The sequence below is a fragment of the Lysinibacillus sphaericus genome, from assembly GCF_001629735.1.
GTDB classification, from domain to species: domain Bacteria; phylum Bacillota; class Bacilli; order Bacillales_A; family Planococcaceae; genus Lysinibacillus; species Lysinibacillus pinottii.
The window spans coordinates 4,576,718-4,601,625 of record NZ_CP015224.1; the positions used below are offsets into that span (position 1 = coordinate 4,576,718).

The 24,908-nt window shown below is 39.2% G+C and carries 17 protein-coding genes and 1 pseudogene; 15 read left to right on the forward strand and 3 right to left on the reverse strand.

The genetic code is table 11. The features are described 5' to 3' along the window. Window positions 1–266: 266 nt before the first annotated feature. The 11 genes from uvrB to A2J09_RS22245 all read left to right on the forward strand — a co-directional run bounded on the left by uvrB (window position 267) and on the right by A2J09_RS22245 (window position 14,437). Window positions 267–2,246 (forward strand): excinuclease ABC subunit UvrB, encoded by a 1,980-nt coding sequence (uvrB, locus tag A2J09_RS22195; protein ID WP_012292921.1) that lies wholly within the window; start codon window positions 267–269, stop codon window positions 2,244–2,246. Between the two features lie 7 nt (window positions 2,247–2,253). Then, window positions 2,254–5,121: an excinuclease ABC subunit UvrA gene (gene uvrA / locus A2J09_RS22200; RefSeq protein ID WP_012292922.1), complete on the forward strand. Its 2,868-nt coding sequence runs from the start codon at window positions 2,254–2,256 to the stop codon at window positions 5,119–5,121. A 195-nt stretch (window positions 5,122–5,316) separates the two neighbouring features. Then, on the forward strand, window positions 5,317–6,504 hold the full coding sequence (locus A2J09_RS22205) for a DUF4097 family beta strand repeat-containing protein (RefSeq protein WP_012292923.1): 1,188 nt from the start codon (window positions 5,317–5,319) through the stop codon (window positions 6,502–6,504). Window positions 6,505–6,744: 240 nt separating this feature from the next. Continuing rightward, window positions 6,745–7,431 (forward strand): cell division ATP-binding protein FtsE, encoded by a 687-nt coding sequence (ftsE, locus tag A2J09_RS22210; protein WP_025116775.1) that lies wholly within the window; start codon window positions 6,745–6,747, stop codon window positions 7,429–7,431. Beyond that, on the forward strand, window positions 7,421–8,305 hold the full coding sequence (ftsX, locus tag A2J09_RS22215) for a permease-like cell division protein FtsX (protein WP_031418727.1): 885 nt from the start codon (window positions 7,421–7,423) through the stop codon (window positions 8,303–8,305). Before ftsE ends, ftsX begins: the two co-directional genes overlap by 11 nt. Before the next feature lie 62 nt (window positions 8,306–8,367). Beyond that, window positions 8,368–9,678, forward strand: a complete 1,311-nt coding sequence (locus A2J09_RS22220; protein ID WP_031418728.1) for a murein hydrolase activator EnvC family protein — start codon at window positions 8,368–8,370, stop codon at window positions 9,676–9,678. A gap of 330 nt (window positions 9,679–10,008) precedes the next feature. Beyond that, window positions 10,009–10,641 (forward strand): hypothetical protein, encoded by a 633-nt coding sequence (locus tag A2J09_RS22225; RefSeq protein ID WP_036160843.1) that lies wholly within the window; start codon window positions 10,009–10,011, stop codon window positions 10,639–10,641. Then, window positions 10,638–11,225, forward strand: a complete 588-nt coding sequence (locus A2J09_RS22230; RefSeq protein ID WP_012292928.1) for a redoxin domain-containing protein — start codon at window positions 10,638–10,640, stop codon at window positions 11,223–11,225. Before A2J09_RS22225 ends, A2J09_RS22230 begins: the two co-directional genes overlap by 4 nt. A gap of 245 nt (window positions 11,226–11,470) precedes the next feature. Further along, window positions 11,471–12,913, forward strand: a complete 1,443-nt coding sequence (locus A2J09_RS22235; RefSeq protein WP_012292929.1) for a S41 family peptidase — start codon at window positions 11,471–11,473, stop codon at window positions 12,911–12,913. A gap of 121 nt (window positions 12,914–13,034) precedes the next feature. Further along, window positions 13,035–14,216 carry a PDZ domain-containing protein gene (locus tag A2J09_RS22240; RefSeq protein WP_012292930.1) on the forward strand — a complete coding sequence of 394 codons (1,182 nt, stop codon included), beginning with the start codon at window positions 13,035–13,037 and terminating at the stop codon, window positions 14,214–14,216. Beyond that, complete coding sequence (locus A2J09_RS22245) at window positions 14,216–14,437, forward strand: DUF2198 family protein (protein ID WP_012292931.1); 222 nt, start codon at window positions 14,216–14,218, stop codon at window positions 14,435–14,437. The genes A2J09_RS22240 and A2J09_RS22245 overlap by 1 nt, the downstream gene beginning before the upstream one ends. A gap of 140 nt (window positions 14,438–14,577) precedes the next feature. Here A2J09_RS22245 and A2J09_RS23575 read toward each other — a convergent pair. The 3 genes and pseudogenes from A2J09_RS23575 to A2J09_RS22255 all read right to left on the reverse strand — a co-directional run. Further along, window positions 14,578–14,839 (reverse strand): annotated as a pseudogene (locus A2J09_RS23575) (IS5/IS1182 family transposase); the annotation flags it as partial. 172 nt (window positions 14,840–15,011) lie between these two features. Beyond that, complete coding sequence (locus A2J09_RS22250) at window positions 15,012–15,338, reverse strand: AzlD domain-containing protein (RefSeq protein WP_012292933.1); 327 nt, start codon at window positions 15,336–15,338, stop codon at window positions 15,012–15,014. Continuing rightward, window positions 15,335–16,069 carry an AzlC family ABC transporter permease gene (locus A2J09_RS22255; protein WP_012292934.1) on the reverse strand — a complete coding sequence of 245 codons (735 nt, stop codon included), beginning with the start codon at window positions 16,067–16,069 and terminating at the stop codon, window positions 15,335–15,337. Before A2J09_RS22255 ends, A2J09_RS22250 begins: the two co-directional genes overlap by 4 nt. Window positions 16,070–16,194: 125 nt before the next feature. Between A2J09_RS22255 and A2J09_RS22260 the strand changes: the two genes are divergently transcribed. The 4 genes from A2J09_RS22260 (at window position 16,195) to addA (ending at window position 24,903) form a co-directional block, all read left to right on the forward strand. Next, window positions 16,195–16,746 (forward strand): helix-turn-helix domain-containing protein, encoded by a 552-nt coding sequence (locus A2J09_RS22260; RefSeq protein WP_012292935.1) that lies wholly within the window; start codon window positions 16,195–16,197, stop codon window positions 16,744–16,746. Window positions 16,747–16,757: 11 nt separating this feature from the next. Further along, the gene (locus A2J09_RS22265) at window positions 16,758–17,396 is read left to right on the forward strand and encodes a TVP38/TMEM64 family protein (RefSeq protein WP_012292936.1); all 639 of its coding nucleotides are present in this window, start codon (window positions 16,758–16,760) and stop codon (window positions 17,394–17,396) included. 279 nt (window positions 17,397–17,675) lie between these two features. Beyond that, window positions 17,676–21,185 (forward strand): helicase-exonuclease AddAB subunit AddB, encoded by a 3,510-nt coding sequence (gene addB / locus A2J09_RS22270; protein WP_012292937.1) that lies wholly within the window; start codon window positions 17,676–17,678, stop codon window positions 21,183–21,185. A gap of 1 nt (window position 21,186) precedes the next feature. After that, a complete protein-coding gene (gene addA / locus A2J09_RS22275) occupies window positions 21,187–24,903 on the forward strand; it encodes a helicase-exonuclease AddAB subunit AddA (RefSeq protein WP_012292938.1) in 3,717 nt (1,238 codons plus the stop codon). Window positions 24,904–24,908: the final 5 nt, after the last annotated feature.

The following is a 24,908-nucleotide window of genomic DNA, read 5'->3' on the forward strand; positions in this document are numbered from 1 at the left end:
GGTGGGGTCCAATGCACTCAATTTATGAAATTGCACTAAAAATGAGAAACGAGAAATTGCGACTACCATTCTATAATTGACTAATGAATAGATAAAGCTTGAAAACCTGTTGAAACGGCTATGATGAAAGTAGAAGGTTGATGGGCCATCTTCCATTTTAGGGATAGAAAAAAAATTTACAAACATTCGTTCGTTAAATGTTCGATATTTTAATATTGCTATGCTAAAATATATGTACAAATTGGAAAGAAAGGACGGGGACAGGTGTGCAAACTTTTGATTTACAAGCGCCATATCAGCCTAATGGGGACCAGCCACAGGCAATTGCGGAATTAGTGGAGGGTGTGAAGGCAGGCAAGCGTCATCAAACGTTACTAGGTGCTACAGGAACTGGAAAAACGTTTACGATTTCTAATGTCATCCAGCAGGTTAAAAAACCGACACTCATTATGGCACACAATAAAACATTGGCGGGCCAATTATATAGTGAGTTCAAAGAGTTCTTTCCAAATAACGCTGTAGAATATTTTGTTAGTTACTATGATTACTACCAACCAGAAGCCTATGTACCGCAGACAGATACTTATATAGAAAAGGATTCTAGCATTAACGATGAAATTGATAAGCTGCGCCACTCTGCAACTTCGGCATTATTTGAGCGTGATGATGTCATTATTATTGCATCTGTATCCTGTATTTACGGTCTTGGTTCTCCAGAAGAATATCGTGAAATGGTTGTATCGATTCGCACAGGTATGGAAATTGAACGTAATCAGTTACTGCGCAAACTTGTAGATGTTCAATATGAGCGCAATGATGTTAGTTTTACACGTGGAACGTTTCGGGTACGAGGAGATGTAGTTGAAATTTTCCCAGCCTCACGTGATGAACATTGTATTCGTGTCGAATTTTTTGGGGATGAAATTGATCGTATCCGTGAAGTAGATGCTTTAACTGGAGAAATATTATCAGATCGAGAGCATGTTGCTATTTTTCCAGCATCCCACTTCGTTACACGAGAAGAAAAAATGCGAAAAGCAATTGAAAATATCGAAAAAGAATTAGAAGATCGTTTGGCATTATTGCGTGCCGAGGATAAATTGTTGGAGGCTCAACGTCTAGAGCAACGAACGCGTTATGATTTAGAAATGATGCGTGAAATGGGCTTTTGTTCGGGGATTGAGAACTATTCCCGTCACTTAACTTTACGTGAAGCAGGTGCTACTCCTTATACTTTGCTTGATTATTTCCCTGAGGACTTTTTACTTGTAGTAGATGAAAGTCACGTAACTCTCCCACAGGTACGAGGGATGTATAACGGTGACCAAGCACGTAAAGGGGTACTGGTAGAACATGGTTTCCGCTTACCATCTGCTCTAGATAACCGTCCATTGCGTTTTGAAGAATACGAAGCTCGAGTACATCAAGCTATTTATGTATCTGCCACACCAGGGCCTTATGAGTTGGAGCATACACCAGAAATGATCCAGCAAATTATTCGACCTACTGGTTTATTGGATCCATTAATTGATGTCCGCCCAATTGAAGGTCAAATAGATAACTTGATTGATGAAATTCAGGATCGAATTGCACGTGATGAGCGAGTGTTAGTAACAACGCTAACGAAGAAAATGTCAGAGGATTTAACCGCCTATTTGAAGGAGATGGGCTTAAAGGTTGAATATTTGCATTCTGAGATTAAAACATTAGAGCGCATTGAGATTATCCGTGAGCTACGGAAGGGCACATACGATGTACTAATTGGCATTAACTTATTGCGAGAAGGCCTTGATATTCCTGAAGTATCACTTGTAGCCATTTTAGATGCAGATAAAGAAGGGTTCTTACGTTCTGAACGTTCACTCATTCAAACGATTGGCCGAGCTGCGCGTAATGCGAATGGTCATGTCATCATGTATGCGGATCATGTAACAGACTCGATGAAAAAGGCACTGGATGAAACAAAACGTCGTCGTGCATTGCAAATGGCATATAACGAAGAGCATGGTATTACACCTCAAACTATTAGCAAAAAAATACCAGAAGTAATTCGTGCTACACAAGTGGCAGAAGAAGAAGAATCCTATGTAACGAAGGCGACGAAGGGCAAAAAGCTGACAAAGGCAGAAAGAGAACAGCTCTTAGCTTCTCTAGAAATAGAAATGAAGGAAGCAGCAAAAGCGCTTGATTTCGAACGTGCAGCGGAGCTTAGAGATACAATATTTGAATTGAAGGTAGAAGGGTGAATGACTTGTGAAAAATACTGAAATTGTCGTGCAAGGTGCACGTGCTCATAATTTAAAAAATATTAATGTCACAATTCCACGTGATCAATTAGTCGTTTTAACAGGATTATCAGGTTCAGGTAAATCTTCACTAGCGTTTGATACGATTTATGCGGAGGGACAACGACGTTATGTCGAGTCTCTGTCCGCCTATGCTCGCCAGTTTCTTGGACAAATGGACAAACCAGATGTTGATGCAATTGAAGGATTATCGCCTGCTATTTCAATTGACCAAAAAACGACGAGTCGTAACCCACGCTCTACGGTCGGGACAGTTACAGAAATCTATGATTACTTACGTTTACTTTATGCACGTATTGGTAAGCCGATTTGTCCGAATCATGGGATAGAAATTACTTCCCAAACGATTGAGCAAATGGTGGACCGTTTATTATCTTATCCAGAAAGAACCAAGATGCAACTTCTTGCGCCAATGGTTTCTGGTCGTAAAGGAACACATGTAAAACTACTGGAAGATTTAAAAAAGCAAGGCTTCGTTCGTGTGCGTATTGATGGGGATTTACGAGATTTAGATGATGCGATTGATCTTGATAAAAATAAAAAGCATTCCATTGAGGTTGTGATCGACCGTGTTGTAATGAAGGAAGGTATTGCTGCACGTTTAAGTGATTCTTTAGAGACAGCTCTTCGTTTAGCAGATGGTCGTGTTCTTGTAGATGTCATGGAGCACGAGGAATTACTGTTTAGTGAACATCATGCCTGTCCAATTTGTGGTTTTTCCATTGGAGAGCTAGAGCCACGCATGTTTTCATTTAATAGTCCATTTGGTGCTTGTCCTAGCTGTGATGGCTTAGGCTCCACACAAGAGGTGGATTTAGATTTAGTGGTGCCAGATTGGGATCGTTCCTTGTTAGAGCATGCTATTGCACCTTGGGAGCCTACAAGTTCACAGTACTATCCTCAATTATTAAAAGCAGTATGTGACCACTATGAGATTCCAATGGATGTACCAGTAAAAGATTTACCAAAGGACAAGATGGATAAAGTTTTATATGGTTCAGGCAAAGAGAAAATTCACTTCCATTATGAAAATGAGTTTGGCAATGTGCGAGACCAAATGATTGAATTTGAAGGTGTTGTGCGAAATGTAGAACGTCGTTTTAAAGAGACAACTTCAGATTATGTTCGTGAGCAAATGGAAAAATATATGGCACAACAGGCTTGTCCTTCCTGTAAGGGTTATCGTTTAAAGCCAGAAACATTGGCAGTGAAAGTTGCTGATAAGCATATTGGTGAAGTGACACAATATTCGATTCAGGAAGCCGATACATTTTTCAAAGAGCTAGATCTCACTGAAAAGGATATGCAAATTGCTCGTCTAGTTTTACGAGAAATAGAAGAAAGACTAGGCTTCCTTGTCAATGTAGGTTTAGACTATTTAACTTTAAGTCGTGCAGCAGGCACATTATCAGGTGGGGAAGCACAACGTATTCGTCTTGCTACGCAAATAGGGTCACGATTAACGGGCGTTCTCTATATTTTAGATGAACCATCGATTGGTTTGCACCAACGGGATAATGATCGTTTGATTAGCACCTTACAAAACATGCGAGATATTGGTAATACACTAATTGTGGTGGAGCATGATGAAGATACGATGCTAGCAGCTGATTATCTGATTGACGTTGGACCAGGGGCTGGTGTACATGGTGGTCAAATTGTTGCAGCTGGTACACCACAGGAAGTCATGGAAAATGATAATTCTTTAACAGGACAATATTTAAGTGGTAAAAAATTTATTCCATTGCCAGTGGAAAGACGTCAACCAAATGGTCGTAAGCTTTCGATTAAGGGTGCCAAGGAGAATAATTTACGCAATGTCAAAGTCGACGTCCCACTTGGTTTATTTGTCGCAGTAACGGGTGTGTCTGGTTCAGGGAAATCTACGCTGATTAATGAAATATTATATAAATCATTGGCACAGAAGCTGAATCGTTCCAAGGTTAAACCAGGAGAACATAAAGAGGTAACGGGGATGGATGAACTTGAAAAAGTCATCGATATTGACCAATCCCCAATTGGCCGTACCCCACGCTCGAATCCAGCCACTTACACGGGAGTCTTTGATGATATACGTGATGTTTTCGCTACCACAAATGAAGCAAAGGTAAGAGGCTATAAAAAAGGTCGTTTTAGCTTTAATGTCAAGGGTGGCCGCTGTGAAGCATGCCGTGGAGATGGAATAATAAAAATAGAAATGCATTTCCTCCCGGATGTGTATGTTCCTTGTGAAGTTTGTCACGGGAAACGCTATAACCGTGAAACACTTGAAGTGAAATATAAAGATAAGAGTATCGCAGATATTCTGGATATGACAATTGAAAATGCAGTAGTGTTCTTTGAAAATATTCCTAAAATCCAACGTAAGCTACAAACTATTGTAGATGTCGGCTTAGGTTATATGAAATTAGGACAACCTGCCACAACATTGTCAGGAGGAGAAGCGCAGCGTGTAAAATTAGCATCTGAATTACATCGACGTTCAACAGGTAAATCATTCTATATTCTAGATGAACCAACGACAGGCTTACATGCAGACGATATAGCGCGTTTACTTGTCGTGCTACAACGTCTTGTTGAAAATGGCGACTCCGTTTTAGTCATTGAACACAATCTAGATGTTATCAAAACAGCTGATTATCTAATCGATTTAGGTCCTGAGGGTGGAGACAAAGGTGGGACGATCATTGCAACAGGTACACCTGAAGAAGTGGCAGAAGTGCCTGGTTCTTACACAGGAAAGTATTTAAAACCAATTTTAGAACGCGACTGTATGAGAATGGATGCAGTACTAGCAGAAGCTTCTAAATCTTAATCCTAATCATCAACGGAATGCGAAAAGCGCTACTTAATCTATAAAATTAAAGAAGATTGGAGCACATCTTTCAAGCTGACGAGAAGGAAAGCCTTGGTTGTGATAGAAAATCCATATTATTTCAATTTTGCAGTGAAACTTTTCAATTAAAGAATCGTATAAATAGTATAACGAACTGAGGGAGGCTATTTAGTTATGCAAAATGAACGTCAACGAATTTTAGAACTTGTAGAAAAAGGTACGATTTCGGCACAAGAGGCGATTACATTATTAGAGGCATTAGAGCAATCTGGCAAATCTACTCAAAATGTTATGGATGATGTGTCTAAAGAGTCACAGTCATTTTCAACTGACAAAGAGTCACTATTTGAAGAAAAGTCTAAAGATGGCGACAAGAAAAAAGAAGATTTTATGAAACATTTCCAAGATGAGATGCAAGATTTCCGTAAAGATTTAACGCAGATTGGTTCTCTTTTTATGGATATGATGAATACAGCTGTCAAAAAGGTGAAGGAATTTGATGTTGCTTCTCCATTTGGCGACAAAATTGAGTTTACACATACAGAAGAAGTGGCTGCTGCCAATGTAGAAAGCATTATCGCTGAATTACCAAATGGTAACTTTTCATTGGAATCCAGTGAGGGAGATACAATTCAAGTTATTTGCAAGGTGAAGGCACCGCTTATGAATGAAAGTGAAGAAGAAACACGCAATCACTTTTTAGAGCAATTTGTTGTGAAAGAAGATGAGCATTCACTTCGAATTTTAAGTCAATTAAAGCTTGTTCAAGTCAATGCGAAGGTACTTGTTCCAAAGGATAAACTTGAAAAGCTATCCGTCCGACTTATGAATGGTAGTGTTTCATTACAGGATACAGATGTTGAAGAATTAAAGGTGAAAACATTAAATGGTGCTATTAAAGGGACTAAGTTCAGTTTTGGGAAAGCGGAAGTAGATTCCTCTAATGGCTCCATTGAATTAACGAAGGTTCGCGGGAAAGATTTAGAAGCTGAAACTTTAAATGGTCGCGTTTATTTAGATGGCGCGTTGGATGAAGTAGAAGCTAAATCTGTGAATGGACATGTTGTGGTGACAACATGTTCAACAAATTCATCCAAAATAAAAGCTCAAACTGTTGCAGGAGCGGTTGAATTATATGTGCCTCGTACTATTTCATTAAGTGGTAAAGTGGTAACTAACTTTGGGAAAGTAGACGTCGGAATACAGGATGTTTCCAAAATGGAGTCCCAGGATCAATTCCTCTCTAAAGTTGTCCGTTTTGATAAAGAAGTGGAACATGCAAATCGCTTATTTATTGAGGGAGAATCAAAAACAGGTGCTGTTTTAATTCGCTACACAACAACAGATGAGCAGCAAGTTTAATACAAAGCATTCAGGCTGATTGCCTGGATGCTTTTTTCTTGTGAAACAGCAATCGACACCGTATGTCGTCGATTGCTGTTTTTATTGTATGTCATATTTTTAAGGATTATGGCAAGGAAAGAACGAAATAGAAGGAACTACCACGGATTGAAATGAAACTGTAATAAAAAAACAGAAATAGAGTGCTATAATAGTAAATGAAATACCTCTTACATAGTGAGAGTTTTAGGTGGTTTAATCATGATAGAAATGAAAAATGTGACAAAGAAGTACCCCAATGGCGTTGTTGCGACAAATGGTATTTCTGTAAATATAAAGCAGGGAGAATTTGTGTATGTAGTTGGCCCAAGTGGTGCAGGTAAATCTACATTTATCAAATTGATGTACCGTGAAGAAAAAGCAACGTCAGGGCAGATTATTGTTAATGGTATCGATTTAGCAACGTTAAAGAATAAGAAAGTCCCTTTTTTGCGTCGTCAACTTGGTGTTGTTTTCCAAGATTTTAAATTATTACCTCGTTTGAACGTGTATGAGAACGTAGCGTTTGCACTAGAAGTAATCGAGGAACAGCCTGATGAGATCAGACGTCGCGTTATGGAAGTTTTAGAGCTTGTTGGATTAAAGCATAAAGCCAGAATGTTTCCGAATGAGCTTTCAGGGGGAGAGCAACAACGTGTGTCCATTGCACGCTCTATCGTCAATGTACCAAAAGTTGTGATTGCGGATGAACCTACAGGAAACCTTGATCCAGAAACTTCATGGGAGATTATGAATTTATTTGAGGAAATTAATGCGCGGGGGACAACCATTGTAATGGCGACCCATAACCGTGAAATTGTCAATACGATTCGACGTCGAGTGATCGCTATTGAGGGCGGTTTAATTGTCCGTGATGAACACGGAGGTGAATACGGCTATGAAATTTAGTACAGTAAAGCGCCACTTCCGTGAAAGTATAAAGTCGCTTGGACGAAATAGCTGGATGACTATTGCGTCTGTCAGTGCAGTCACAGTTACACTTATTCTAGTTGGCGTTTTTGCGCTTATTATGATGAATTTAAATAAGGTGGCAACTGATTTAGAAAACGACGTTGAGATAAAAGTCTTAATTGATGAGACAGCAGATGAGGCCGCTGAAAAAGCACTCATTGAGAAAATTAAAAAATTACCTGGTGTCTTAGAAATGAACTACTCAACTAAGGAAGATGAGTTAACCAAATTAGTCAAAGATTTTGGTGACGATTTTAAACTATTTGAGCAAAGTAACCCATTACGTAATGTAATTTATGTAAAAGCTACTGAACCTCAGCAAACGGCAAAAGTGGCCAAGACGATTGATAAATATGAGTATACATATGACGTTATGTATGGCGAAGGAAAAGTAGAAAAACTATTTAACTTCTTAAATATGAGTCGTAATGTAGGAATCGTGCTTATTTTAGGGTTATTATTCACAGCAATTTTCTTAATTTCAAATACTATTCGAATTACGATTATTGCTCGACGAGATGAAATCGAAATTATGAAACTAGTAGGTGCCACGAATTCATTTGTGCGTATCCCTTTCCTATTGGAAGGAATGTGGCTCGGTATTTTAGGTTCTATTATTCCGATTGCGGTTGTCACAACCCTTTACCACAATATATATAAAATTATTGCACCTCGTTTACAAGGTGAGCTCATTCAAGTATTAGATTTTTCTCCACTTGTGTATCAAGTGAGCGGTCTTTTGTTACTCATTGGTGTATTGATCGGTATTTGGGGAAGCTTCATGTCAGTACGTAAATTTTTAAAAATTTAGTTTAGCACTCACAGCGGATATTTGTGAGTGGGAAAATGAATAGTCGAAGGGGAGTTCAATCGGTGAAAAGTAAGGCGAAAAACACATTGAAAACACTTGCAGTAGCATCTGCTCTCATTCTTTTTATCCAAACTCCATCAGCGTTTGCAACAAGTTTATCGGATTTAAAAGAAGAAAAAAAGCAAATTGAAACAAAGAAAAATGAATTAAATTCATCCATTTCAAACAAATCAAATGCAATTACAGCCAATCAAGAAAAACAACAAAAAATCATAGATCAAATTCAAGCATTAAACGCTGAAATCGACAAAACAAATAGTGATATAAAAAATGTACAAACCGAAATTCAAGCAACAAATGAAGAAATAAAAAAACTAGAAGAGTCTATTAAAGAACTTTTGCATAAAATTGAAGAGCGCGATGTTTTGTTACAAGAGCGAGCTCGAGCAATTCAAGCAGGAGGCTCTGTTAGCTATTTAGACGTATTATTAGGTTCTAATAGTTTTGTTGACTTTATTGATCGATTCTCTGCGGTCAATGCCTTAATGGAAGCGGATCGTCAAATTATTCAAGATCAAAAAGATGATAAGCAAAAATTAGAAGAACAAAAGCAAAGTGTAGAAGAAAAACGAAAAAAATTAGAAGGCCAACGAGCGGAGCTTGAACGACTAAAAGCTTCATTAAATAGCCAAAAAACTGAGAAAAATAAATTAGTTGACCAATTAGAAAAAGAGCAAGAAAAGCTAAAATCAGAAAAAGTATTACTTGAAAAAGAGTATTCAGAGGCTTTGGAAGTAAGCCAAGAATTACAGGATCAAATTATTTCTGAGCAAAAGCGTTTAGCAGAAATTGCTCGTCAACAAGAAGCAAAGCGTAAAGCAGCCGCGGCTGCAGCTGCTGCAGCTGCTGCCAACAATGGCGGTGGTGGCTCATCTGGTGGTACAGTCAATGCCCCTCAATCAAACGGCACATGGATAAAACCAACGAATGGTCGTTTAACATCACCTTATGGATGGCGTAACCTTGGAGCAGGCCCAGAATTCCATTATGGTGTAGATCTTGCCAATTCAACAGGGACACCAATTTGGGCAGCAGCAGATGGTGTAGTTGCTTACGCTGCACCATTAAGCTCATATGGAAATGTGGTCATTCTTACACATTCGGTAGATGGGCAAATCTATACAACTGTATATGCACATTTAAATTCATTTAATGTGAGTGTAGGACAAGAAGTAACACAGGGACAGCAAATTGCTGCAATGGGTAGTACTGGTCGTTCTACTGGTCCACACTTACACTTCGAAGTGCACATTGGTCCTTGGAGAGGACAGGCAGTTGGTAGTGTAAACCCGTTAAAATATATTCCGTTGTAAAAACTATAAGCTATACATTAGAGCCAATCTAGTGTGTAGCTTTTTTTTGTCCTTCATCATTATGAAGTTCTTAATTATGTTTAGTGCTCCAGCAAAAAATAATAGAATTACTAGCTAAACATAACTATTTGATAGACAGTAATTATTGAAGGTAGTGTTGAAAAAGGGAGGCACCTTCCTTTTCCTATTATCAAATTCTATTTAATGTTATGATGAATATATACATAGTGGGGTATATTTCTTAAGATTTTCTGAACACAATGTGAAACAGGCTTATTTTGAAAACGTTCTATGCTATGCTGTATGTATCTTTCGGAGGTGGATTATAGAGTGATCAATACAGATTGGTACTCCATCCGAGCACTAACTTTACCAGCAACTGCAATTGCTCTGCTTATTACATTTTTCATAGTTTGGCTTATTCTACGTTTACAATTTTCAAAAAAGTGGTCTGAGGCATATAGTGATGCAGCCTTTACGTTTATACTTGTTTGGAAATTTAGCTTGCTTGTCACTGACTTTAAAACAGTTGTGGCGCAACCCATCTCCTTACTATATTTCAACGGAGGTACGGTTGGCGTCTTTCTTGGCGCCATTGTTGCATCTTTGCAAATATGGCGGAAGCGACAAAAGCTCCCATTACAAGGCCATCATGTGATGGCGTATAGCTGGGCAATCATCTTAACCCAATCCATCTATCAATGGCTTGTTGTACTGCTCAACGACAACTCTACAACGAGTGAGATTACTACATTACTGGTACTAAGTGTTTTGACCATCTTCATACTATGGAAAATGCAGGGGATTAAGCGTGGCTTAATACTTTATACTACTGGCCTAAGCATTGTTGCTTTCTTCCAGCCACTTGGTATATGGCAAACGGCTGTAGGTATTAGTCTAGTATTGCTTTGTCTTGGTATTATTTTAGAACAAGAAGGAATCAAAGAGGGAGGTAAAGGATGAAAAAAAATATTGGACTGCTGATTGTCGTGCTTTTAGTAGTTGCGATGATTGGTACATATGTAAAACAGCAAATTGATGAAGACCGAGCAATTGAGAAATCTGCTCTTGGCAAGGATATTGAGGAGCGAAAAATTGGTTTAGGCAATGGAGATACGCCGCCTGATTTTTCGTTAACAAGCTTAGACGGGAAAAATGTCAAATTAAGTGATCTTCGTGGAAAGAAGGTTGTGTTAAATTTCTGGGCGACATGGTGTCCACCATGTAAGGCAGAAATGCCTCATATGCAAAGTTTCTATGATGAATATGGGAAAGAAAAAAATGTTGAAATCATAGCTGTCAATTTAACATCCGCTGAGCGTGATGTGACAGCTGATGCGAAAGTGGATACGGTGATGACTTTTAGAGATAGCTTTGAGCTAACATTCCCAATTTTGTTGGACCCTGAAAATTCAGCCGGCTCGGACTATCAAATTATTACCATACCGACCACTTATTTTATTGATTCTAACGGTTATATTCAGCGTGCCATCAAAGGACCAATGGACGTGGATATGTTAAAAGAATATGTAGATGCATTAGATTAGTTCATAAAAAATCTGTTCGATTTCTATAGTTGAAACGAGCAGTTTTTTTTATTTTTCACTGACTCAGTGATGAAAAATCTTTAAGTGAATAGAAGCTCGCGCATGGTGAGGCCAAATTCCAGTAGGATAATGCCAATTATTCACAAATTGAGAGAAAGTATCTCTTCATTTCATAATTTTGAAAAGCAATCTTGTATGTTTGAAAAAATAGTGTCATACAGTAAAAGAGACGGAGGAGGGAAGATTTGCGCAAATTAACGGCCGGTGTCGGTGTCCTACTTAGTAGTTTAGTGGTAGGCAGTGGTATTTACTTTGATTGGTTTAATATGGGTGATAAAAAGGAGCCTGTTACGGAGGTTGACACAATTGGTGAGGCCATAACCCTCATTGAAGAAAAATCAGTGTACAATACAAAAAAGGATGCATTGGTGGAAGGAGCCCTTCGAGGTATGGCAGATGCCATTAAGGACCCTTACAGCACTTATTATTCCAAGGAAGAGGCTGAGCAACATCGACAAATGCTAGCTGAGGAAAGAGTAGGTATTGGTATTGAACTCTCAGAAAATAAAGGGAAATTTATCGTAGTTTCCCCTGTTCGTTCATCACCAGCAGAGAAGGCTGGTATGCGTTCACTTGATGAAATTGTACAAGTTGATGGTGTTCGTGTAGATGGTAAAACGATGAGTGAATTAATGCATTTAATTCAAGGGGAGAAGGGGACGAAGGTAACTATTGTTGTGTACCGTCCAAGTGAGGATAAGCATATTAAGATGACGATGGAACGGGCAGCTATCTCTAACAAGACGGTCTCAAGTGAAGTTGTAAAAGTAGAGGACACGACAATTGGCTATGTTTCTATCTCTCTGTTTGGTGAGAAGACGGCAAATGAGTGGGTTGCTGAAACAAGTAAGTTACTTCGGAAAGACGTTGAAGGAATTGTTATTGATGTTCGTGATAATCCAGGGGGTTATTTACATAGCGTCGCAGCGCTACTAAGCACAGTATTAGATAGTGGCAAGGTATTTGCATATATGCAAAATGCTGAAGGTGCTATGGAACCATTAAAAACACAAACAAAAGGTATCGATGAAAAATATTTAGAAAAGATGAACAAGATTCCGATTGTTGTTTTACAAAACCAAGGTAGTGCTTCTGCAAGTGAAGTATTAAGCGGAGCCTTAAAAAGCTGGGGACGTGCTTCTCTTGTTGGAGTGAAGAGCTTTGGGAAAGGAACGGTGCAGGAATCATGGGAGCTTTCTAATGGAGGAGAGCTTAAATTATCTACAAATAAATGGCTAACACCGAAGCGAGAATGGATTCATGGGCAAGGCATCGAGGCTAGTTTAGTAATTGAGCAAAATGAATTGTTCGCTTTTCAACTACATCCACTGACAGGGAAGTTTAAAGTGGGCGATATGAGCGAGGAAATTTCTTATTCACAAAATGCCTTGCAGAAACTTGGCTATCAAATAGATCGGTTAGATGGCTATATGGATGATACAACGGCTGAAGCGGTTAACCTTTATCGAAAACAGAAAAAATTAAAGCTAGCAGAAGATGAATTTTATATGGATACGACCTTCTTTAATAGCTTGAATGAAACATTGAAAAATTATAAAACAGATCGTCAGAATGATCAACAATTCCAAATGGCAACTAGTTTTTTACTACACACAATCGAACAATAAACTAATTAGTAGAACAAAAATACCATAATACAAAGCTTTCTATGAGTTTGTACTACGCAAGAGTGTAGTCGTTTGATACAATAAATTCATAGTATTCAAGATAGAAACGGCGGGTGTTCGTATGGTTAGTGAGATTTTATTAGAAATTGTAACAGCGATTGGCCGCTTTTTACTCAACCCATTACTGTATATAGCCATAATATTTGCTATTTTATTAGGTTATCGTCGCGTAAAGCAGGAGCGTAAATATTTTAATAGACGGATTATTTGGGGCTGGACAGAGTTAATCGGACAATGGAAAGATGGATGGCTTTATGCTTTGCTTATTTCCCTGATTAGTGTGGCGGCAGGCCTTACCGTTCCAAAAGTTTTTTTAATCCTTGTAATAGCAGTCTCTATCGTAGGGCTCGTATTGTATTTCCTGAATGCTTTGTCACCTATTTTAACCATGGGTGTAGCAACGCTAGCAATATGGGCTATGTTTTACTACAATTGGTCATTTACTTGGGGGGGCATTTCCCTGGCAGGTGTCGATTTAGAGAATGGGGCTATCGTTACCATTTCTATTATTGTAGGTCTTTGCGTCATTGCTGAAGGGCTTTTAATTCGACGTGCGGCAATAAAGGTCACAACACCTGGTATGGAAAAAACAAAACGAGGTATGCAGGCGATTGTCTATCGTTCAAGAAATGTTTGGGTATTGCCCATTTTCTTTGTTATGCCTGGTGATGCGATTTCTGCTGTATTCCCGTACTGGCCACAGTTTACGATTGGGGATACTAGCTTTGCACTCGTCCTTTTCCCACTCGTAATTGGCTTTTCCAAGCTGATAAGAAGGGAATTACCGGCCCTAGTATTACCTAAAATTGGACGTTCTGTAGTGATACTTGGACAGCTTATTTTAATAGGGGGACTGGCTGCATATCTTGAACCAATGATCGGTTATATGACGCTTGGGTTGGGAGCGATTATCCGTATCATCATCTCCATTTATTATGCTCAGCAGGATAAAACAGATCATTATGCGGTAGCACCTAGCACAAAGGGTGCTATTATTGCAGCAGTGCTTACTGATTCGCCAGCTGAGAAAATGGGCTTACTTGCAGGGGAATGTATTCGGAAAGTAAATGGTGTTTCTATTTTTACAGAAAATGAATTATACGAGGCATTACAATTAAATGCAGCTCATTGTCGTCTTGAAGTGTTAGACCGAAACAATGAAATTCGTTTAACGCAGCATGTAATTTATAGTAATGATCATTACCGAATTGGATTACTATTAGCTGAGCCGAGGGATATATAATGGACGTTTTTGGCAAAATGATGTTAGCGCTCTTCATACCTGCTTTATTGGTGCTATTGTTCACAAGAATTACGTTTAATCGCTATGTTGCCCTATTATTGGCCATTGCGCTTATCGCTGCCTCAGTATATGCTGGATATACATCTCCACCAATTATTTTCGTTATAGATGCATTTTCATTGACAGTGGGCTTTTGGCTAGCAAGTAAAATGAAGAAATAAACAAGGTCAGTCCTCATGGGGGACTGTCCTCAGACTGTCGACAAAAGGAATTGAGAAGTTCACACTCGATTCCTTTTGTCATTTTTTTCTCTTTCATTATGTTTAAAAATGGTAATTCGATATCCAATAAAACAGACTCTTCAAGTATAAGAACTCTTTGAAGCCGCCTGCCACGTCCAAGTAGCTAGTTTCTTTAAATTCATGGCAGCAAGTAGTAGGTATCGCCTGCATGGACAATTTTTCAGACCTCTAGGGAAATTTGTTTGATGTCATAGGAATGGCGTAAATGTTCAGCTTCCTCCACATACAGTTCCCCAATATGGCGTTGAATGAGTTTTTTGTGATTCTTACTTTCTGTATATTGGGAAAGGCTTGACACTTAGCACCATTCAAAGGTTTCGATGTTTCTCAAAAATTTACCTATGTAGATGGGGTACTTTATGTAGAAGTTGATGGGAACGAAGGGCGACCCCCCCGCGGAAAGCGTCCGCCCGTAGTGGAAATCAACGGCTTTACTTTATTTCATTGAGTTTGTCTACAGTCTAAGGTCAGTCCTCATGGGGGACTGACCTTTTTACATGAAAAATCGCACAGCTGCCATGATGATCACTCCTGCAACGACAGTAATAGATAAACTTTTCGTAATCAGTGCAATAAGTAGCGTTGGAATAAATGTAATAAAGACAGGCCAATCAAGCGTCACAATTTTGCCGCTTTCGGTATCGATTAAATTTTCAATGACAAGAGCACTTAAAATACAAACAGGAATAAAACTAAGCCACTTCAGGACAACATCTGGAAGTGTAACACTGCGTACAAAAATAAAAGGAATGACACGTGGTAGCCATGTGACAAGCGCACAGCCAATAATTAGCCATACCATATAAGCGGTTGTTGTCATTTATCTGTCACCACCCCAATGGTTGCTACGATTACTGTTGCTAGTAAAACAGCCACATGTGAAGGTACTATATAAGATAGACCATACATAATAACAGCCATATAGCCGATTAACTTAATATAATGCACGATTTTACTTTTGCCGACACTACTCAATTGTAAAACTAAAAGAGCGACAAACATAGCGATTAAGGCGAAATCTAATCCCCATTGTTCAGGATTTGCCACCCATTGCCCTAAGAAGGCACCCGTGACACAAGATAAAATCCAAAAAAGATACGCAGTTAAGTTAAGCCCATCCATCCATTTACCGTATAATTTACCGGTTTGCATTTGCTTAGTCACAGCCACTCCAAAGGTTTCATCTGTTAATAAAGTACCGAAGCCTACATTTCTAAGCATGGAATAACGCGTAAAATGAGGTGCTAATGTTAAACTCATTAATAAATGGCGTAAATTGACGACAAAAATGGTTACAATGATAGCAGAAGCAGGACTACTTGTTAAAAGTAGTGCACAAAAGATAAATTGTGCAGAGCCTGCATAAATCAATATAGTTAAAAGGGCGATTTCTAGCACTGATAGTCCTGAAGCGGAACCTACAACACCGAATGCAAGTCCTATACTAATATAACCGAGTAAAGTGGGTACACAATCCTTCACGCCTTGTATAAAGCTATCGTTAGGAGAGCTTGTTGCCGGATCATGATGAAGCTCTGTTGTACTTGTCATAAATAGGTCATCCTTTCTTAAAAATTTCCATGTATACTGTTGATGGAATAGTTTGATAGTTCTTGATGTTTATTAAAGTATACATATGTCTGATAAAATAAACAATAGAAAATTGGTGATTATAAATGGAACAAATGAGTCGAAATTTAGCCTTTCAATTAAAGAAAATTAGACAACAACGTCATTTAAGCTTAGATGATGTTGCCAAAGCGACAGGCGTTAGTAAAGCGCAACTCGCTCAAATAGAAAAAGGAGAGGCCAATCCTACGGTATCAACCATCTGGAAAATAGCTGCTGGTATGCGTATTTCATTTTCTTCATTATTACAGCCGCCAACAGCTCATTTCATGCGTTATAGCAGTAAGGATGTGCCACATGTTGATGAGGATGAGGGACGCTATCGTGTCTATTCAATTATTCCGTATAATCCAGAACGAGGCTGGGAATTCTACAAGGTTGAAATGGAGCCGGGAGCTGTTAGTAGGAGTGAAGCCCATACAGAAGGGGTAGAGGAAACTGTCATGATCATCAAAGGACAAGCTGCTATTTCTGCCGGAGATATGCATGAATTACTGGATGAAGGGGATACACTAGTATTCTCGGGGCATCAACCCCATGAATATCGAAATACATCTGAAGGGTTAACAATTTTTCATTTAATTTTACAGTATAAATAGAGGTGTCGATATTGAAAGAATGGTTTACAGTAGAAAATATTGAACTTGTGGCGGCGCAGTATCGAACACTCGGCCCCATCATTGGTTTACTGCTACCTTTTCTAGAAGCGTTTTTACCATTCCTACCATTAGTGGTGTTCGTTGTAGCTAATGCAAGTGCATTTGGCTTATGGCTTGGGTTTTTATTATCTTGGTTGGGTTCTGCAGCTGGCTCCTATGTAGTGTTTTTGCTTGTCCGACATTTTGGAAAACATCCAAGGTTGCGATTTATAACTGGCAGTAAGAAAGTACAGAAGCTTATTAAGTGGGTGGATATGAATGGTATAAGCCCTCTTTTTGTCCTCCTATGTTTCCCTTTTACACCTTCTGTCATCGTGAATATTGTAGCGGGTTTATCTCATATTCATAAAAAGTTTTACTTAGTCGTATTACTAGCCGGCAAGTTCGTCATGATTTTAGGTATGAGTGTATTGGGATATGATTTAAAATCGTTACTAACAAGCCCCGTGAAATTAATAATTGCAGCTGTTGCGATTGTTGTTTTATGGTTTATCGGTAAGCTGATTGAGAAGCGATTGAATGCCCGTGTAGAGAGAGATTTAAAACAAGCGCGAAATTTGACGAAAAATCAGGATCACCATGTAAGATAAATAGTTGAAGCCTCTTTGAATAGCTGAAGAGGCTGTTTTTTTGTGAAATGAATTCATTGGTTTTTATTGTCTATCGAAGGTTGATAGATAGTATTTGCTAGTTTTTTTCGATAGAATTTAAGATAGCTAACCATCGTTGTTAATGGCGTAATCATTTTTAACGGAATATGATTTAGTGATAGAAACGATAAAAAATAATTTATATATAAATGTTAGTGAATCGCTACTAACGCTCAATCAAGATAGGTAGAAGGCAATCTATAGAGGAGGGAAACGGATATGACATTGCGAATTGTTTCAGGACGCTCAGGAACAGGGAAATCGGTATTTATTCATCAAGAAATTGTTGAACAGCTAAAGAGTGATCCACTAGGTCATCCTATTTTTATAATTGTTCCTGACCAGATGTCTTATTCTACGGAATATGAGCTAACGAATAGGCATGGTTTGCAAGGCTTAATTCGTGCACAAGTGATGACGTTTAAGCGTTTAGCATGGCTCGTTTTACAGGAGACAGGTGGGATTGCTCGTAAAGAAGTAAATGGCTATGGTTATCGAATGCTAATCCGTAAACTACTGGAGGAACAAAAAAGTGAGTTCTCCTTATTCCGACAAGCTGCTGGAAAACGTGGTTTTACGGAGGAAATTGAAACACTTTTAAAAGAATTTAGTCGATATAGTGTAAATAGCTCTGTTTTAGCTGAGGTAAAGGAATCCTTAAAGGCAATTGACGCGCCAAATACCTTACAAGCCAAAACGAATGATTTATATGTCGTTTTGCAGGCATTAGAGGAACGCCTTGGTACGACATATGTCGATAGTGAGGGGTATTATCCGATTTTAACGGAGCAATTGAAGTATGCTGAAACGATGAAGCAAGCAACCATTTACATTGATGGTTTCACGGCCTTTACGGTGCGAGAGTTAGAGCTGGTCCGTGAATTGCTTAAGGTCACTAAACATGTAACTGTGGTTCTTCCGTTTGATCATATAGACGAAGCTTTTGATGAACAGGCTCTTTTTCATGAAGCGGCGTTAACGAATCAGCGATTACATGATATTGCAAATGAAGAAGGCATAGACGTTGAGCCACCTTTACATTTTTATTATACTCAAAGATTTCAATCTGAAGATTTACAACATGTAGAGGCAAATTTTGCTAATATGGTGCCCCACACCAAAAAAACTTCTGGAGATGTAATGGTATTTGAAGCATCCAATCGTAGAGCGGAGGTTCACGCGATTGCCCGGGAAATAACAAAGCTTACAAGAGAATATGGCTATCGTTATCAAGATATAGTCCTTTTATATCGACAAGCAGAGCTTTACGATCCATTGATTACAAGTATTTTCCAACAATATGAAATTCCTATATTTACAAATACTAAAAAAACAATGCTCCATCATCCATTGATAGAGCTTAGTCGTTCGGCATTAGAAATCATGACGTCTAATTGGAAGTATGAGCCTGTATTTCGAAGTGTAAAAACAGATTTGTTTTTCCCCTTACAAGCGGAGCTAACTATCTGGCGTGAACGAGCTGATCGATTGGAAAATTATTGCTTAGCGCAAGGAATCTATGGTGAACGTTGGTTTGAAGAGCCTCGTTGGTTTTATAAAAAGTATCGTGGGCTTGAGTTCCATTCGCGTGTACAAACAGATGAAGAACGTGCGATGCAAGCAGAAATTGAGGCAATTCGTGACGAAATTCGTCAACCGTTAAAGAGTTTACAAGACAAACTGAGTATAGCGTCAACAGGTAAGGATATTGCCACCGCTTTATTTGAGCTAGTAGAGTCATTACAGGTATATGAGAAGCTTCAAGCTATGAAGGATCGTGAGCTTGAGCGAGGAGATGCACTCGCAGCGAGTGAGCATGAGCAAGCTTGGAATGAATGGATCAATGTACTGGATCAATTTGTCTATATGTTTGGCGAGCAGGAGATGTCAGTGGAGGAAGCAGCTAAAATTCTTGATGAGGGCTTTGATACATTAGAATTTTCTCGCATTCCGCCAACCTTAGATGAGGTTATGGTAGCGACGGTTGATTTAGCTCGTTTATCCAATATTAAAGTGGCCTTTGTTTTAGGGATGAATGATGGTGTGTATCCAACTCGGATGGAATATGAAGGTTTATTGTCAGATACAGAGCGTGAATGGTTTAGTCAAATTGGTTATGAGCTGGCACCAACCTCTTCTAACCGTTTATTACAGGAAAATTTCTTATTTTATCGAGCGGCCTCCACACCGTCAAACAAGCTTTATTTGACGTATCCAACAGCAGATGAAGAAGGAAAGGCACTGTTATCGTCTCTTTATATAAAAAAATTCATCGGAAATGACAAAATAGCTGGGTTGTTGAGTGGTGTTCAAGCGGAGCGTGTTGTAATGGATCCAATTGAATTATTAGATGAAAGTGCTTTACCGTATTTACGCCATCCGCGAACAGCGTTAGCACATTTAATGGTGCAACTACGTCAGGCAGAGCATAGCCGTGAGCTAGCACCAGAATGGTTAGCGTTACAAAAATTTTATCAACAGGACCCATATTGGGCACTTATTTTTGATCGGGTACATTATCCAATTACTCATAAAAATGAAGCAGAGCCATTGGAAACCTATATAACACAAGAGTTATATGGGCAAAAGCTCACATCTAGTGTGTCTCGAATAGAGAAATATTTTAGATGTCCATTTTCTCATTTCACAACGTATGGTCTACGTTTAGAAGAACGTGCGGAGTACCGTTTGGAAACCTTTGCAATGGGTGATTTATTCCATGAGGCGTTAAAGTGGATAACAGAGGAAACTCACCGACTGCAACTATCCTGGATTCGTTTAACAAAACAACAAATTAAACAGTTGGCACGTCAAGCAGTAGAGCAAATTGTTCCTGTCTTCTCCCATCAAATTTTATTGTCTAGTGCACGTTATCGCTATATTCAGCGTAAGCTTATTCGAATTGTGGAACGCACGATGATGGCATTGACGCAGCATGCAAATGTGTCTCACTTTAAACCAATTGCGATCGAGGCATCGTTTGGCCCAGGACAACATGAACAGCTTCCCCCTCTTGAGATTGATTTGACTAGTGGTAAGAAAATGTTTATGCGAGGGCGTATTGATCGAATAGATAGTGCCACGATAGATGACCGCTCTTATTTACGGATTGTTGATTATAAATCATCAGCTCGAGATCTAGATTTAAATGAGGTTTATTATGGTTTGTCTTTACAGGTTCTTACCTATTTAGACGTGGCAATGGAAAATAGCACCTATTGGCTTCCAGGGGAAACAGAACCTGCTGGGGTACTGTATGTCCATGTCCATAACCCCATGTTAAAACTAGATAAGGATATGACGGATAGTGAAATAGAAGAGGACCGATTAAAGCAGTATAAAATGAAGGGTCTACTGTCTGAGAATGCTGAATCCATTTTATCAATGGACGAGCAGTTAGAGGAAAGTAGTGGTCACTCAAAAATTATCCCAGTCTATATGAAAAAAGATGGAACACCTTCTGAATCGCAATCTCGCATTGTGCCTGTGAATGATATGAAAAGACTTCAGCATTTCGTACGTCGTAAGCATCAGGAGGCTGGGAATGGGATTTTGTCTGGTGACACGGCCATCAGCCCGTATAAATTAAAATCCAAAACGGCCTGTGATTATTGTCAGTTTGCAGCAGTTTGTCAATTTGATCCATCTGATGGTAAACAAAACTATCGTCAGTTAATGCAAGCGAAACCAAATGAAATTGTTGATAAAATTCGGAAGGAGATAGAGTAGCATGGTCCAAACAATTCCTATAAAGCCGGCGGATGTCTCATGGACAGACGATCAGTGGAAAGCCATTTACGCTAGTGGTCAGGATACACTTGTGTCGGCTGCAGCGGGGTCTGGGAAAACAGCGGTACTGATTAATCGTATGATTGAAAAAGTTATTGCTACTGACAATCCCATCAATGTAGATGAGCTACTGGTGGTGACCTTTACGAATGCTTCAGCAGCTGAAATGCGCCATCGAATGTCAGAAGCTCTAGAAAAGGCTATAGTAGAAAATCCAACTTCCAGTCATTTAAGACGACAACTGAGTCTTATTAATAAGGCGCAAATATCAACATTGCATTCTTTTTGTTTAGCAATTGTTAAACAGTACGCTTATTTGCTCGACATCGATCCTGGATTTCGTATTGCTAATGAGGCAGAGGTAGCCTTATTAAGAGATGATATAGTAGCGGATGTTCTAGAAGGAGCCTATGATTCTGAAGAAGAGACACAGGTACAAGCTATTTATCGACTTGTGGATAGCTTTACGTCAGATCGAGATGATCAGGCTATAGAAACGCTGATTAGTAAGCTTTATGATACTTCTCGGGTACACGCAGAGCCTCAAAGATGGCTGTGGAGCTTACCGAAAGCTTATGAATTAGCGGAGGAAGTGACAATTGATGATTTAGAGCTATCCCACTATGTTAAATTGACTGTTCGACATAGTTTGGAGGAAGCCTTCGTACTAATTTCAGAAATGCGAGCAATTACCCTCCAACCCGATGGACCAGCCCCATATGCTGAAACGGCAGAAATTGATTTTGCTATGATTCAGGAAGGGATTCGAATAAGTCAGGAAGGTACATGGCAGGAACTCTTTGATTATTTTGCGACTGTCAAGTGGTCTACATTAAAGCGAGTATCAAAGGATGCTTTAGTAGACGTGGAGTTACAGGAGCTTGCAAAGAAAAAGCGGGAAGCAGCGAAAAAAATTATGAATAAAATGAAAGAAACCTATTTTATTCGCACCCCCGCACGTTTGCTAGAAGAAATACGCTTGATGGCGCCAATAATTGGCACATTAGTGGAATTGACGACTATTTTTAGTGAGCAATTCAGACTTGCCAAGTTAGAGCGAGGTATTATTGATTTTTCAGATTTAGAGCATTATGCACTGCAAATTTTAACAGTTGAGGTAGATGGAGAGCTACAGCCATCCCCCGTAGCGCTTGATCTGAAAAAACGTTTTAAGGAAGTACTTGTGGATGAATATCAGGATACAAATATGCTACAGGAAACGATCTTACAACTTGTCAAATCAGGAGAAGAACAGGATGGAAATCTGTTTATGGTGGGAGACGTCAAGCAAAGTATTTATCGTTTCCGCTTAGCCGAACCTAAGCTCTTTATGAGGAAATATAGTGAGTTTTTGGAAACGCCTGATGCAACGGGCATGCGTATCGATTTAAATGCCAACTTTCGTAGTCGTAAAGAGGTATTGAACGTGACAAACTATATTTTTGCTCAAATTATGGGTGAGCGTGTCGGCGAAATTCTCTATGATGACAATGCGTCATTAAAGCCAGCAGCGCCCTATGATGAAAAAGAAGTACCTGTTGAGCTTGTCGTGATGCATCCTCCACAGGATGAGGAAACAGTAGACGAGCAAGAGGATAAAACTGATGAAGCATCTGAGTTAGAGGAATTAAAAAAGTCACAATATGAAGCACGCTTTATTATTGATCGTATACGACAGATGATGGAAGATGGCACCACTGTCTATGATACGAAATCAATGACAGAAAGGCCATTGAAGTATAGTGATATTGTTATTTTAATGCGCTCTATGACATGGTCGACGGATTTAGTGGAGGAATTTAAACTAGCGGGTATTCCACTTTATGCAGAGTCGTCCAAGGGCTATTTTGATGCACTGGAAGTCATGATTATATTAAATGTCCTAAAGGTAGTGGATAACCCTTATCAGGACATCCCCTTGGCTTCTGTACTGCGTGCACCTTTTGTTGGCTTGACGGAAAATGAATTAGCTAAAATCCGCTTAGCTGATTCAAAGGTACCTTTCTATGATGCATTACGACAATTTATTCGAAGTGAAGGACAGGGAGTACAGACGACTACATTTGAAAAACTTCAACGCTTTATGCTAGCTTTTGAAAATTGGCGAGATTTAGCACGGCGTGGATCACTATCAGATTTAATTTGGAAGATTTATTTAGATACACATTATTATGAAATGGTTGGTGCAATGCCCAATGGTAAGCAGCGGCAGGCCAATTTACGTATCTTACATGATCGTGCATTAATGTATGAGCAAACGGCCTTTCGAGGACTCTTCCGCTTTTTACGCTTTATAGATCGGATGCGTACACGCGGAGATGATTTAGGGACTGCTAAATCAATTGGTGAAAAGGACGACGTAGTACGCCTTGTGACCATTCACTCCTCCAAGGGATTAGAATACCCTGTAGTCTTTGTGGCAGGAATGGGACGCCCATTTAATAAGATGGATTTTCATCATCCTTATTTATTCGACCAAGATTTTGGCCTAGCTGTAAAGGCCATTGACCCAGAAAATCGAATAACTTATACTTCATTACCGTTTTTGGCGCTGAAAGAGAAAAAAGAGCTGGAAATGCGTGCAGAGGAAATGCGTGTCTTATATGTTGCCATGACACGTGCAAAGGAACGTTTGATTTTAGTGGGCTCCGTGAAAAATTGGGAGAAAACACGAGACAACTGGCAGGATGCACAAAATATACCGAGTGATGCTCCGCTTCAAGAATATTTGCGGGCTAGAGCTAATAGTTATCTAGACTGGATTGGACCAGCTGTGGCAAGACATGGTGACTTTGCCTCCCAAGCTACCACTTCATATAAAGAATTGGACAGTCCATCCCATTGGTGGATACAGCCCATTGATACGAGACATTATTCGTATGATATACAGGCATTTAATGATGAAATACAACAACACCTTACAACACAAGAGGATGAGGCACTTTTATCTGAAATAAAGGCACGCTTTCACGCGCAGTATACGTATCAAAAATCAACAAGAAAACGCTCTAAAACGTCGGTCAGTGAAATTAAACGTTTAGAAAACTTACAGCGTCAGGAGGAGCCAGAATATTATTTTGCTACTCCAGCTAAGCGGACTTCAACTTCTATTGCACCACGACCAACCTTTTTACAGGATCAACAGCTAACAGGCACGGAAATAGGAACGGCTGTACATACAGTGATGCAGCATATTCCACAGTTTGGCTTTGATACTATTGAAGCTGTAAAAGGCTTTGTAGCAAATTTAGTAGCAAAACAGCTACTAACAGAGGCAGAGGGAAAAGTGGTTCCGATAAAGAAAGTTTATCATTTCTTTCATACCGAAATTGGACAACGCTTTAAGCAGGCAAGACAGATACGTAGAGAAATGCCATTTACTATTAGTAGAGTAGATGAAGATGGGGATGCTCAAATCGTCCAAGGGATTATCGATTGTTTGTTTGAGGATGAATATGGTAACTGGGTCTTGCTAGATTACAAGACAGACCGCATCCTCCCACATTTTGCAAAGGAGCCCGCCCTGACAAAGGAAATAATGGGGCGTTATGCTGTTCAGCTTCGTGTTTATAGTGAAGCTATTGAATCGATTTTACAAATTAAAGTAAGTGAAAAAGTGCTGTATTTATTCGATAATGAACAAACTGTACAGGCATAAGCATT